Annotated in this window: 11 protein-coding genes; 8 read left to right on the top strand and 3 right to left on the bottom strand. The window is 60.7% G+C overall.

The features are described from left to right. The first annotated feature begins 18 nt into the window (after window positions 1-18). The 3 genes from PMI24_RS22100 to PMI24_RS22090 all read left to right on the top strand — a co-directional run bounded on the left by PMI24_RS22100 (window position 19) and on the right by PMI24_RS22090 (window position 1,946). Window positions 19-1,068 (top strand): alkene reductase, encoded by a 1,050-nt coding sequence (locus tag PMI24_RS22100; protein ID WP_007957862.1) that lies wholly within the window; start codon window positions 19-21, stop codon window positions 1,066-1,068. 96 nt (window positions 1,069-1,164) lie between these two features. Continuing rightward, window positions 1,165-1,611, top strand: a complete 447-nt coding sequence (locus PMI24_RS29540; protein ID WP_238553860.1) for a toxin-antitoxin system TumE family protein — start codon at window positions 1,165-1,167, stop codon at window positions 1,609-1,611. After that, the gene (locus PMI24_RS22090; RefSeq protein ID WP_007957859.1) at window positions 1,608-1,946 is read left to right on the top strand and encodes a hypothetical protein; all 339 of its coding nucleotides are present in this window, start codon (window positions 1,608-1,610) and stop codon (window positions 1,944-1,946) included. Before PMI24_RS29540 ends, PMI24_RS22090 begins: the two co-directional genes overlap by 4 nt. Window positions 1,947-2,178: 232 nt before the next feature. On the opposite strand, the gene emhR is transcribed toward PMI24_RS22090, so the two are convergent. Then, on the bottom strand, window positions 2,179-2,811 hold the full coding sequence (gene emhR, locus PMI24_RS22085; RefSeq protein WP_007957850.1) for an efflux system transcriptional repressor EmhR: 633 nt from the start codon (window positions 2,809-2,811) through the stop codon (window positions 2,179-2,181). A gap of 266 nt (window positions 2,812-3,077) precedes the next feature. Here emhR and emhA point away from each other — a divergent pair, with 266 nt between their 5' ends. The 5 genes from emhA to PMI24_RS22060 all read left to right on the top strand — a co-directional run bounded on the left by emhA (window position 3,078) and on the right by PMI24_RS22060 (window position 11,400). Beyond that, window positions 3,078-4,235 carry an efflux RND transporter periplasmic adaptor subunit EmhA gene (gene emhA / locus PMI24_RS22080; protein WP_007957848.1) on the top strand — a complete coding sequence of 386 codons (1,158 nt, stop codon included), beginning with the start codon at window positions 3,078-3,080 and terminating at the stop codon, window positions 4,233-4,235. Window positions 4,236-4,238: 3 nt separating this feature from the next. Further along, on the top strand, window positions 4,239-7,403 hold the full coding sequence (emhB, locus tag PMI24_RS22075; protein WP_007957847.1) for an efflux RND transporter permease subunit EmhB: 3,165 nt from the start codon (window positions 4,239-4,241) through the stop codon (window positions 7,401-7,403). Further along, window positions 7,400-8,860: an efflux RND transporter outer membrane subunit EmhC gene (gene emhC / locus PMI24_RS22070; RefSeq protein WP_007957845.1), complete on the top strand. Its 1,461-nt coding sequence runs from the start codon at window positions 7,400-7,402 to the stop codon at window positions 8,858-8,860. The genes emhB and emhC overlap by 4 nt, the downstream gene beginning before the upstream one ends. Before the next feature lie 289 nt (window positions 8,861-9,149). Then, window positions 9,150-10,409 (top strand): OprD family porin, encoded by a 1,260-nt coding sequence (locus PMI24_RS22065; protein ID WP_007957843.1) that lies wholly within the window; start codon window positions 9,150-9,152, stop codon window positions 10,407-10,409. 175 nt (window positions 10,410-10,584) lie between these two features. Beyond that, window positions 10,585-11,400 carry a methyltransferase domain-containing protein gene (locus PMI24_RS22060; protein ID WP_007957841.1) on the top strand — a complete coding sequence of 272 codons (816 nt, stop codon included), beginning with the start codon at window positions 10,585-10,587 and terminating at the stop codon, window positions 11,398-11,400. 104 nt (window positions 11,401-11,504) lie between these two features. Here PMI24_RS22060 and pcaC read toward each other — a convergent pair whose 3' ends face one another. Together pcaC and pcaD are read right to left on the bottom strand one after the other, a co-directional pair. Further along, entirely contained in the window at window positions 11,505-11,897 is a 393-nt protein-coding gene (gene pcaC, locus PMI24_RS22055) for a 4-carboxymuconolactone decarboxylase (RefSeq protein ID WP_007957838.1), read from the bottom strand. Between the two features lie 10 nt (window positions 11,898-11,907). Continuing rightward, the gene (pcaD, locus tag PMI24_RS22050; protein ID WP_007957836.1) at window positions 11,908-12,699 is read right to left on the bottom strand and encodes a 3-oxoadipate enol-lactonase; all 792 of its coding nucleotides are present in this window, start codon (window positions 12,697-12,699) and stop codon (window positions 11,908-11,910) included. Between the last annotated feature and the right edge of the window lie 2 nt (window positions 12,700-12,701).

The raw sequence follows: 12,701 nt of genomic DNA, 5'->3' as shown, positions 1-12,701 counted from the left end.
TCACGAGGGTTGTATCTCATGGCAACAATTTTCGATCCGATCAAACTGGGCGACCTCGAGCTGTCCAACCGCATCATCATGGCGCCGCTGACCCGCTGCCGCGCCGACGAAGGCCGCGTACCGAACGCGCTGATGGCCGAGTACTACGTACAACGCGCCTCGGCCGGCCTGATCCTCAGCGAAGCCACCTCGGTGACCCCGATGGGCGTCGGCTACCCGGACACCCCCGGAATCTGGTCCAACGACCAGGTGCGCGGCTGGACCAACGTGACCAAGGCCGTTCACGCTGCCGGCGGCAAGATCGTCCTGCAACTGTGGCACGTCGGCCGGGTTTCCCACCCGTCGTACCTGAACGGCGAAGCGCCGGTTGCACCGAGCGCCATCCAGCCTAAAGGCCACGTCAGCCTGGTTCGCCCGCTGGCCGACTATCCAACCCCGCGTGCACTGGAAACTGCTGAAATCGCCGACATCGTCGACGCCTACCGCGTTGGTGCAGAGAACGCCAAGGCGGCCGGTTTCGACGGCGTGGAAATCCACGGCGCCAACGGCTACCTGCTAGACCAGTTCCTGCAAAGCAGCACCAACCAGCGCACCGACATCTACGGCGGCTCCCTGGAAAACCGTGCCCGTCTGCTGCTGGAAGTGACCGATGCCGCGATCGAAGTCTGGGGCGCCGGTCGTGTTGGCGTACACCTGGCACCGCGCGCCGACTCCCATGACATGGGCGACGACAACCTGGCCGAGACCTTTACCTACGTCGCTCGCGAACTGGGCAAGCGTGGCATCGCCTTCATCTGCTCCCGCGAGAAAGAAGGCGCCGACAGCCTCGGCCCACAACTGAAAGAAGCCTTCGGCGGCGCATACATCGCCAACGAGCGCTTCACCAAGGACAGCGCCAACGCGTGGCTGGCCGAGGGCAAGGCTGACGCCGTGGCATTCGGCATCCCGTTCATTGCCAACCCGGACCTGCCAGCCCGCTTGAAAGCCGACGCACCGCTGAACGAACCGCATCCGGAAACCTTCTACGGCAAAGGCGCGGTCGGCTACCTCGACTACCCGACGCTGTAAGCCACACCGCAGAAACACAAAAGCCCCCGACTCGCGAGAGTCGGGGGCTTTTTATTTGAGAGGAAAATCACTTCGCAACTAACCCTGGGGGGGCTGATGCAAACTTCTGGAACAGTTGTTTTCACCCCGCATCCGGACCATGCAATAAGATCGTTGGCCCGCGGCAGGGCAGTACGCGACTCTTATGAGGCAATCGGCTCGAACATGGCAGCGAAGAAAGGTGGCAAGAAAAAGGAACCCAGGCTTGAACGCTTTGATGATTCTTTTGTAATCCCCGATAGAAAAGGCAACGGCCAGATACGGATTCAATACCTGAAAAATGCAGAAACTGGTCAAGTCATCACGTATAGCATGGCCTACATCAACGACACGATCTGTCCCGTGGACAATGGCCGGGTGATAGGCTACGACAATGCTCATGGGGAGCATCATAAACATGACATGGGCGTTTATGTCCCAGTCGAGTTCGAATCCCTGGAGAGGACACTTGAATTATTTCAGGACCAATGGCATCAATATTTGAAACAGAGGAAAAGCAAATGAAGACAATCATCAGGCACGAAACCGAAGAGGATTTTTTCGCCCGTATGACTTCGCTTGCGAGAAAACTTGATCGTAAGGAGCCGGTAGAAGCGTACGAAAGCTGCAGCTTTGAAGATGTTGATGAAATGAATTCATTCAGATCCGAGCAAGAGAGAATGGAGCGTAAAGCCTCCTTGACCTTGATTGCCGGAGGTGGAGTGCCGAAGGCCAAGTCCAGAGGCCCACATGCCTTTGTGGTAAGTCTGCACAGATTCAAGAATGCCCAATGGATTCTTAAAAGATTGAGCGCTAAAGCCGACAAGCCTCTTGCGAAACACAGAAAGGTGAAGTCGTAACAGACTCGAAGAGCCCGCCTTGCCAAGCGGGCTTTTTCTTGGCCCCCCACAAACCAGGCGCTCACATTCGTTCACAGGCTCGACACAAAATCCCTACAAAATACGTAGCTCGCTACATATCAACCCGCGCCGCAGAGGTATATAAAAGCATCCCATTGCAGCGGGGCGAGTGAACAGGGATCTTCACCCTCCTCCGTCATTGACACAAACTGATCCAATAACGAATTTTGTTTCATTTGCGCAGGCTGGGGCTCAGGCGCAGCATATCCAGCCCGGTATCGACCCAGCGCTCGGCCTCGGCGTACAGTTCGAAGCTGTCCGGCGCCAACAGCCATCCATAAAGGAGGCCGTCGATATAGGCGTGAATGCTGATGGCTGCCCGGGCAGTGTCGAGGTCTGCCGGCAACTGCCCACGATTGACCGCATTACTCAATGTCAGCGCGATCCGCACATTGCAATCGAGGCTGGCGGTCCGGCGCTGCTGGCGCAGATCGCACATTTCATCGGTGAATTCGCACTTATGAAACAGAATTTCGTTGATACGCCGGGTCTTCGGGTCCAGCGCAACTTGATGAAACAAATGAATCAGCAATTTGCGCATGCAGCCCAGCGGATCGGGTTCGTCCTCGCTTTCGCTGGCTTTGGCCAGTTCGTCCAGCGGCTCATGCAGGGTATCGAGCATGGCTTGCAGCAGATCGGCCTTGTTGCTGAAGTGCCAGTAGATGGCACCGCGCGTCACCCCGGCCAGGGTGGCGATGTCCGACAGAGTCGTGCGGGCCACGCCCCGCTCATAGAAGGCCTTCTCGGCCGCTTCGAGAATCTGGCTGCGCGTTTCCTGAGCTTCCTCTTTGGTACGACGGACCATGGCAGTAAAACCTCAAACAGGATGTTTCAGGGATGGCTGAATATCCGCTGAATAAAAAAGGGTTGATCTCTCGCGGATCGGCTCCCCGGCCTACAATTTCAGACCTTGCGACGACTTTTGTAACAGGGTGGATACGACGCCAAGGTGTTTACAAACAACCATGAACGTAAGTATATTCCTTAGCAAGCTACTTATCCACCCGGTAACCCTTTTTTACCCTTCCACACTTCTTGTGCGCTTTTCGCGCGCCTGACCCGAGGATCTTCATGCAATTCAAGCCAGCTGTTACCGCTCTGGTCACTGCCGTCGCCCTGGCATCGCTGCTCAGCGGATGTAAAAAGGAAGAGGCGGCTCCCGCCGCACCACCTCCTCAGGTCGGCGTCGTCACTCTGCAACCACAAGCCTTTACCCTGACTTCCGAATTGCCGGGCCGCACCAGCGCGTTCCGCATCGCCGAAGTTCGTCCGCAGGTCAACGGCATCATTCTCAAGCGTCTGTTCAAGGAAGGCGGCGATGTCAAAGCCGGCCAGCAGCTGTATCAGATCGATCCGTCGGTCTATGAAGCGACCCTGAAAAGCGCCGAAGCCAACCTGCGTTCGACCAAGTCGATCTCCGACCGCTACAAGCAACTGGTCGACGAGCAGGCCGTCAGCCGTCAGGAATACGACACCGCCGTGGCCAACCGCCTGCAATCGGAAGCGTCGTTGCAGACAGCACAGATCAACGTGCGCTACACCAAGGTCTACGCACCGATCTCCGGTCGTATCGGCCGTTCCTCGGTAACCGAAGGCGCGCTGGTCAGCAGCGGCCAGACTGATGCGATGGCCGTGATCCAGCAACTGGACCCGATCTACGTCGACGTCACCCAGTCCTCGGTCGAGTTGCTGGAACTGCGCCGCGAACTGGAAAGCGGCCGTCTGCAAAAAGCCGGCGACAACGCCGCTGCGGTCAAGCTGACCCTGGAAGACGGCAGCCAGTACAAGCTCGACGGTAAGCTGGAATTCTCCGAAGTGTCGGTCGATCAGACCACCGGTTCCGTGACCCTGCGCGCTGTGTTCCCGAACCCGGATCACACCCTGCTGCCGGGCATGTTCGTCCACGCGCAGTTGCAGGCCGGTGTGAACAGCGCCGCGATCCTCGCACCGCAACAAGGCGTGACTCGCGACCTCAAAGGCACCCCGACCGCGCTGGTCGTCGGCCCGGACAACAAGGTCGAACTGCGTCAGCTCAAGGCCAGCCGCACCGTCGGCAGCCAGTGGCTGATCGAAGACGGCCTGAAGGCCGGCGATCGTCTGATCACCGAAGGGCTGCAATTCGTCAAACCGGGTGTTGAGGTCAAAGCGACCGAAGCCACCAACGTCGGCAACAAGAACCCGGCCCCCGCTCAGGCAGCTGACAAAGCCGCCGGCGGCAAAGGGGAGTAATCCATGTCAAAATTTTTCATCGACCGTCCGATTTTCGCCTGGGTAATTGCCCTGGTGATCATGCTGGTCGGGGCACTTTCGATCCTGAAACTGCCGATCAACCAGTACCCGAGCATTGCGCCACCGGCCATTGCAATCTCCGTGACCTACCCGGGTGCTTCGGCACAGACGGTTCAGGACACCGTGGTCCAGGTGATCGAGCAGCAGCTCAACGGTATCGACAACCTGCGTTATGTGTCCTCGGAAAGTAACTCCGACGGCAGCATGACCATCACCGCGACCTTCGAGCAAGGCACCAACTCCGACACCGCTCAGGTCCAGGTCCAGAACAAGCTGAACCTGGCCACCCCGCTGCTGCCGCAGGAAGTGCAGCAACAGGGTATCCGCGTGACCAAGGCAGTGAAGAACTTCCTGCTGGTGATCGGGGTGGTGTCGCGTGACGGCAGCATGACCAAGGACGACCTGTCCAACTACATCGTGTCGAACATGCAGGACCCGATCTCGCGGACCGCCGGTGTCGGCGACTTCCAGGTCTTCGGTGCCCAGTACGCGATGCGCATCTGGCTCGACCCGGCCAAGTTGAACAACTTCAACCTGACCCCGGTCGACGTGAAAACCGCGATTGCGGCGCAGAACGTCCAGGTTTCGTCCGGTCAACTCGGCGGCTTGCCTGCCGTGCAGGGCCAGCAACTGAACGCCACGATCATCGGCAAGACTCGTCTGCAGACCGCCGAGCAGTTCAAAGAAATTCTGCTCAAGGTCAACAAGGACGGCTCGCAGGTTCGCCTCAAAGACGTCGCCGACGTCGGCCTTGGTGGCGAGAACTATGCGATCAGCGCCCAGTTCAACGGCAGCCCGGCTTCCGGTCTGGCTGTGAAACTGGCCAACGGTGCCAACGCCCTCGACACTGCAAAAGCACTGCGCAACACCATCGACAGCCTCAAGCCGTTCTTCCCGCAAGGGATGGAAGTGGTGTTCCCGTATGACACCACTCCGGTGGTGACCGAGTCGATCAAAGGCGTGGTTCACACCCTGGTCGAAGCGATTGCACTGGTGTTCCTGGTGATGTTCCTGTTCCTGCAGAACTTCCGCGCCACCGTCATCACCACGATGACCGTGCCGGTGGTATTGCTCGGTACGTTCGGCATCCTCGCGGCGGCCGGTTTCAGCATCAACACCCTGACCATGTTCGGTATGGTATTGGCCATCGGCTTGCTGGTGGACGACGCCATCGTCGTGGTGGAAAACGTCGAGCGGGTGATGAGCGAAGAAGGCTTGTCACCGAAGGAAGCGACCAAGAAATCCATGGGCCAGATCCAGGGCGCCCTGGTTGGTATCGCCCTCGTTCTGTCGGCGGTATTGCTGCCGATGGCGTTCTTCAGCGGCTCCACCGGTGTGATCTACAAGCAGTTCTCGATCACCATCGTGTCGGCCATGGCGTTGTCGGTACTGGTCGCGCTGATCTTCACCCCGGCGCTGTGCGCCACCATGCTCAAGGCGATTCCGCACGGTGAGCACGGCGCGCCGAAAAAAGGTTTCTTCGGCTGGTTCAACCGCAACTTCGACCGTGGCGTCAACAGCTACGAGCGCGGTGTCGGCAACATGCTGTCGCGCAAGGCACCGTATCTGCTGGCCTACCTGCTGATCGTGGTCGGCATGATCTGGCTGTTCACCCGCATTCCGACCGCGTTCCTGCCGGAAGAAGACCAGGGCGTTCTGTTCGCCCAGGTTCAGACGCCAGCCGGTTCCAGTGCCCAGCGCACTCAGGTGGTGGTGGATGAAATGCGTGAATTCCTGCTGCGTCCGACCAAGGACGGCGGTGAAGGCGACGCAGTAGCCTCGGTGTTCACCGTGACCGGCTTCAACTTCGCCGGGCGTGGCCAGAGCTCGGGTATGGCGTTCATCATGCTCAAGCCGTGGGACGAACGTAACGCCGACAACAGCGTGTTCAAACTCGCCGCCCGCGCCCAGCAGCACTTCTTCAGCTTCCGCGATGCGATGGTGTTCGCCTTCGCCCCGCCGGCAGTACTGGAGCTGGGTAACGCCACCGGTTTCGACGTGTTCCTGCAGGACCGCGCCGGTATCGGCCACGAGAAGTTGATGGCCGCACGCAACCAGTTCCTCGGCATGGCCGCGCAGAGCAAGGTGCTCACGCAGGTCCGTCCGAACGGTCTGAACGACGAGCCGCAATTCCAGCTGGAAATCGATGACGAGAAGGCCAGTGCCCTGGGCATTACCATCGCCGACATCAACAACACTCTGTCGATTGCGCTGGGCAGTAGCTACGTCAACGACTTCATCGACCGTGGTCGGGTGAAGAAGGTGTACGTGCAGGGCCGGCCAGACTCGCGCATGAGCCCTGAAGACCTGAAGAAGTGGTACGTGCGCAACGCCAGCGGCACCATGGTTCCGTTCTCCGCGTTCGCCAAGGGCGAGTGGATCTACGGTTCGCCGAAACTGGCGCGTTACAACGGCGTTGAAGCGGTCGAGATCCTCGGTGCCCCGGCTCCGGGTTATTCCACCGGTGAAGCGATGGCCGAAGTCGAGGCGATTGCCAAGAAACTGCCGGCCGGCGTGGGTATCTCGTGGACCGGTCTGTCGTACGAAGAACGACTGTCCGGCTCGCAGGCTCCGGCGCTGTACGCCCTGTCGCTGCTGATGGTGTTCCTGTGTCTGGCGGCGCTGTATGAAAGCTGGTCGATTCCGATCGCGGTCATGCTCGTGGTACCACTGGGGATCATCGGTGCGCTGATGGCCACCAGCCTGCGCGGTCTGTCGAACGACGTTTACTTCCAGGTGGGTCTGTTGACGACCATTGGTCTGGCGGCTAAAAACGCCATTCTGATCGTCGAGTTCGCCAAGGAATTGCACGAGCAGGGACGCAGTCTGCGCGATGCGGCCATCGAAGCCTGCCGCATGCGTCTGCGACCGATCATCATGACGTCGCTGGCCTTCGTCCTCGGTGTTGTACCGTTGGCTATCTCCACCGGCGCAGGTTCGGGCAGTCAACACGCGATCGGTACCGGCGTGATTGGCGGTATGCTCACCGCAACGATCCTGGCGATTTTCTGGGTTCCACTGTTCTTCGTCACTGTGTCGTCCATGGGTCAGCGCAAAAACGCCGGCAAGGATGACGCCATAGAAACTCCTAAAGAGGCTGGCCAATGAGCAAGTCGCTACTCTCCATCGCAGTCGCCGCCTTCGTGCTGAGCGGTTGCTCGCTGATACCGGATTATCAGCAGCCTGAAGCACCGGTGGCCGCGCAGTTCCCGCAGGGCCCGGCGTACTCGCCGGCCCAGGCACCGGCGCAGGCCGCTGCCGAGCAGGGCTGGAAGCAGTTTTTCCATGACCCTGCCCTGCAACAGCTGATCCAGGTCGCCCTGGAAAACAACCGCGACCTGCGCGTCGCGGCGCTGAACATCGACGCCTACGCGGCTCAATACCGCATCCAGCGTGCCGACCTGTTCCCGGCCGTGTCGGCCAACGCCAGCGGCAGCCGTCAGCGGGTTCCGGCCCGTGCGTCGCAGACCGGTGATTCGACGATCACCAGCTCCTATTCCGCCACCGTCGGCATCAGCGCCTACGAACTCGACCTGTTCGGTCGGGTTCGCAGCCTGAGCGAACAAGCGCTGCAACAATACTTCGCCACCGAAGAAGCGCGCCGCAGCACCCAGATCAGCCTGGTGGCCAGCGTGGCCAACGCCTACCTGACCTGGCAGGCCGACAAGGAACTGCTGAAGCTGACGCAGGACACCCTCGGTGCCTTCGAGGAAAGCTACAAGCTGACCAGCCGCAGCAACGAAGTCGGTGTGGCCTCGGCGCTGGACCTGGCGCAGTCGCGCACCTCGGTTGAAAACGCCCGGGCACAATTGGCGCGTTACACCCGTCAGGTCGCTCAAGACGAAAACAGCCTGACCCTGCTGCTCGGCACCGGCGTGCCGGCCAACCTGCAAGCGGCCAAGCCGCTGTCGGATGACCTGCTGGCCGACGTGCCGGCCGGTCTGCCGTCGGATCTGCTGCAACGTCGTCCGGACATCCTTCAGGCCGAGTACAACCTGAAGGCGGCCAACGCCAACATCGGCGCGGCCCGTGCAGCGTTCTTCCCGAGCATCAGCCTGACCGCCAACGCGGGCAGCCTGAGCCCGGACCTGTCCGGCCTGTTCAAGGGCGGTTCGGGCACGTGGCTGTTCCAGCCGCAGATCAACCTGCCGATCTTCAACGCCGGCAGCCTGCGCGCCAGCCTCGACTACGCCAAGATCCAGAAGGACATTGGCGTGGCGAACTACGAGAAGTCCATTCAAACGGCCTTCCAGGAAGTCGCCGACGGCCTGGCCGCCCGCCAGACCTATACCGAGCAGTTGCAGGCGCAGCGTGACTTCGTTCAGGCCAACCAGGATTACTACCGCCTGGCCGAACGTCGCTATCGCATCGGCGTCGATAGCAACCTGACCTTCCTCGATGCCCAGCGTCAGCTGTTCAGCGCGCAACAATCGCTGATCACCGACCGCCTCGCGCAGCTGACCAGTGCGGTCAACCTGTACAAGGCCCTGGGCGGTGGCTGGAATGCGCAGACCGCGCAGAACGAGCCGCTCAAGGAAGAAGCGCCGAAGATGAAGTTGTTCTGATCATCCGGTGAACACAAGAAGCCCGCCGATTTGGCGGGTTTTTTGTTGCCTGCCAATCTTGCGTTCGATAATCGCCCGAATTCCACTTTCGCCGATTGAATCGCCTCGCCCGCGCCCCGCACCATTTGAGCCACAAAACCAATAACAACAGGTTCGACACCATGCTCCCGCGCCCTGCTCCATCCGGCTGATCGCCGCCGCTTCGCCCCCTGATTCCATTGAATTCCTGCGCCTCAGAAACGGCCGCAGCGCCCCCGTTCGCCCAAAAAAACAAGAGAGACCCGAGCCCATGACAACGTCCCCTGCGCCCTACGCACTTCCCGGCCTGATCGCCCTCGCCCTGGCCGGCGTCGCGCTGCCCGCTGCGGCTGAAGAAGCCGGTTTCACCGAAGGGGCCAAGGTCAACCTGAACCTGCGCAACTTCTACATCAACCGCAACTTCACCAACCCGACCAAGGCTCAGGGCAAGGCTGAAGAGTGGACGCAGAACTTCATCCTCGACGCCAAGTCCGGTTTCACCCAGGGCACCGTCGGGTTCGGCATGGATGTGCTGGGGTTGTACTCGGTGAAGCTCGACGGCGGCAAAGGCACCGGCGGCACCCAGGCATTGCCGCTGGATCATGACGGGCGTCCGGCGGACACCTTCGGCCGCACCAACGTGGCGTTCAAGGCCAGGCTGTCGCAGACCGAAGTGAAGGTCGGCGAGTGGATGCCGGTGCTGCCGATCCTGCGTTCGGACGACGGTCGCTCGCTGCCCCAAACCTTTCGCGGCGGCCAGATCACCTCGAAGGAAATCGACGGCCTGACCCTCTACGGCGGCCAGTTCCGCGCCAACAGCCCCCGCGACGACAGCAGCATGAGCGACATGTCGATGTTCGGCAAAGCGGCGTTCACCTCGGATCGCTTCAACTTCCAGGGCGGCGAATACGTGTTCAACGACAAGCGCACGCAGATCGGTCTGTGGAACGCCGAACTCAAGGACATTTACAGCCAGCAGTACGTCAACCTGATCCACAGCCAGCCAATCGGCGACTGGACCCTGGGCGCCAACCTCGGTTTCTTCTACGGCAAGGACGACGGCAGTGCTCGCGCCGGCGACCTCGACAACAAGACCTGGTCGGGGATGTTCTCCGCGCGATACGGCGGCAACACCTTCTACGTCGGCCTGCAAAAACTCACGGGCGACAGCGCCTGGATGCGGGTCAACGGCACCAGCGGCGGAACGCTCGCCAACGACAGCTACAACTCAAGCTACGACAACGCGCAGGAACGTTCCTGGCAACTGCGCCACGACTACAACTTCGCCGCCCTCGGCGTGCCCGGCCTGACCCTGATGAACCGCTACATCAGCGGCGACAACGTGCACACCGGGACCATCACCGACGGCAAGGAATGGGGCCGCGAATCGGAACTGGGCTACACCGTGCAAAGCGGCGCACTCAAGGACCTGAACGTCAGATGGCGCAACTCGACCATGCGCCGTGACTTCAGCAACAACGAGTTCGACGAGAACCGTCTGATCGTCAGCTATCCGATCAGCCTGCTCTAAGGCTCAGCACCATCCGTCAGGATTAATGGTACGGCGCCAGCCGACGCGTAGAGTGGATCCACCTGAAGGACTCAGGTGCTCCACCCTCTTCGCTTCCGTTATCTGTTGATGTCGGTCCTCAAGACTTGGCCAGGTTGTCATCGGAAGACCCTGCTGATCACTGGAGGACGACCTCATGATCACCCGACTCAACCCCGCTCCCGTCGACAAAGACTGGGATGCCAGGGCGTACGAGCAGTTTTCCCGTCTCAGGCAACAACCGGTCGATGAACTGCTCGGCCGCGTCGAGCTGGACAATCCTCAACGCATTTATGACCTCGGTTGCGGCACCGGGATTGCCACGAAGGTTCTGGCCAATCGCTGGCCGCAGGCAAATCTCAAAGGCATCGACAGTTCGAAAGACATGCTTCAGGTCGCCCGTTGTCTGCCGATCAAGGCGCGCTGGCAACACGCCGAGCTGCAACACTGGAAACCCCGCAAGCCGGCCGACCTGCTGTTCGCCGCGGCCGTGCTGCATTTCATCGATGACCATCAAACGCTGTTGCCGGGACTGCTTCGACACCTCAACCCCGGCGGTTGTCTGGCCGCGCATATTCCGGACTGGCGCGATGCGCTGTGGTATCGGCTGATGCTCGACACCCTCGACGATGCCGGACCCTGCGGGCGCCCCATCGGCACTGCGCAATTGCGCCAGCGCATGGCGGCGCGGCCGTTGTTGCCGCTGGAGGATTACTACCGATTGCTCGCGCCGCTGACCCGGTCGCTGGATATCTGGGAAACCGAGCAGTTGCAGGTCGTTGGCGGCAAGTCGCCGGTTTATGACTGGGTAAAAGTGTCGGCGCTACGGCCGGTGATGCAGGGACTGACGTCAGAGGAACAGGCGCGCTTCATTTATCACTACCTGATGCGGGTGCACGCGCATTATCCGCAGGAAAAAAACGGCCATACGTTGTTTGCGTTCAAGCGGATTTTCATTGTCGCCAAGGTTTGAATCGGCGCGGCAAATACCGCCATCGCTAGCAGGCTAGCTCCCACAATGGACCGCATTTCACTGTGGGAGCTAGCCTGCTAGCGATGGCGTCCGCTCAGTCGCCGTCAATCCCGGGATTCGACACCCAGCTCATCCCACACCGATTCGGCCAGATGGAACGTCGCATTCGCCGCCGGAATCCCACAGTAGATTGCGCTCTGCATGATCACTTCCTTGATCTCGCCACGGCTCACGCCATTGTTGGCCGCCGCCCGCAGGTGCAACTTCAGTTCACCTTCGCGGTTCATGCCGATCAGCATGGCGATGGTGATCAGGCTGCGGGTGTGGCGTGGCAGGCCCGGGCGGGTCCAGATATCCCCCCAGGCGTGACGGGTGATCATCTCCTGGAACTCCGAGTTGAACTCGGTCAGCGTGGTCAGGCTGCGATCGACGTGAGCGTCGCCGAGCACCGCGCGGCGCACTTGCATGCCGTCGTCGTAACGTTGTTTCTCGTCCACGGAAATCCCCTCAATCGGCCAGCAAAAAGATCAGCACGCGGTCGCTGAACGCGTCGCCGGCCTGAACGTTGGAAAGGTGCGCCGCATAAAACTCGGCGTACTCGGCACCGCGCACATGCTCCTGAATGAAATGCCCGCCGGAGGGTGGCGTCACCGCATCTTCGGTACCGGCGATCACCAGCAGCGGCGCCTTGATCAACGACAACTGCTCACGGAAATCCGCATCGCGCACCGCCGCGCAGTTGGCGGCATAACCTTCAGGATTGGTCGCGGCCAGCATGTCGGTAATCTGCTTGGCGGCTGCCGGATTGGCGGCAGAAAAGTCCGGGGTAAACCAGCGGGCAATCGAGGCATCGCGCAACGCGACCATCGCCGCCGGGCCGTCGCGCAGCACGGTTTCGATGCGTGGGTTCCAGACTGACGGGTCGCCAATTTTTGCGGCGGTATTGCAGACGATCAGTTTGTTCAGACGCTGGCCGGCGTTGATCCCCAGCCACTGGCCGATCAACCCGCCCATCGACAGACCGCAGAAATGCGCGCGTTCAATGTGCAGCGCATCCAGCAGCGCCAGCACGTCGCGACCCAGTTGCTCGATGCTGTAAGGGCCCGGCGTCACCAGCGACTGGCCGTGCCCGCGCGTATCAAAACGCAGCACGCGAAAATGTTCGGTGAAGGCCGGCATCTGCACGTCCCACATATGCAGGTCGGTGCCCAGCGAGTTCGACAGCACCAGCACCGGCGCATCGGCCGGGCCTTCCAATGTGTAATGCAGTTCGCCATCGGCGAGTTGAACGAAAGCCACAG

Source organism: Pseudomonas sp. GM25 (assembly GCF_000282255.1).
Classification (GTDB): Bacteria; Pseudomonadota; Gammaproteobacteria; order Pseudomonadales; family Pseudomonadaceae; genus Aquipseudomonas; species Aquipseudomonas aphyarum.
This window is presented reverse-complemented; position numbering and strand designations above follow the sequence as displayed.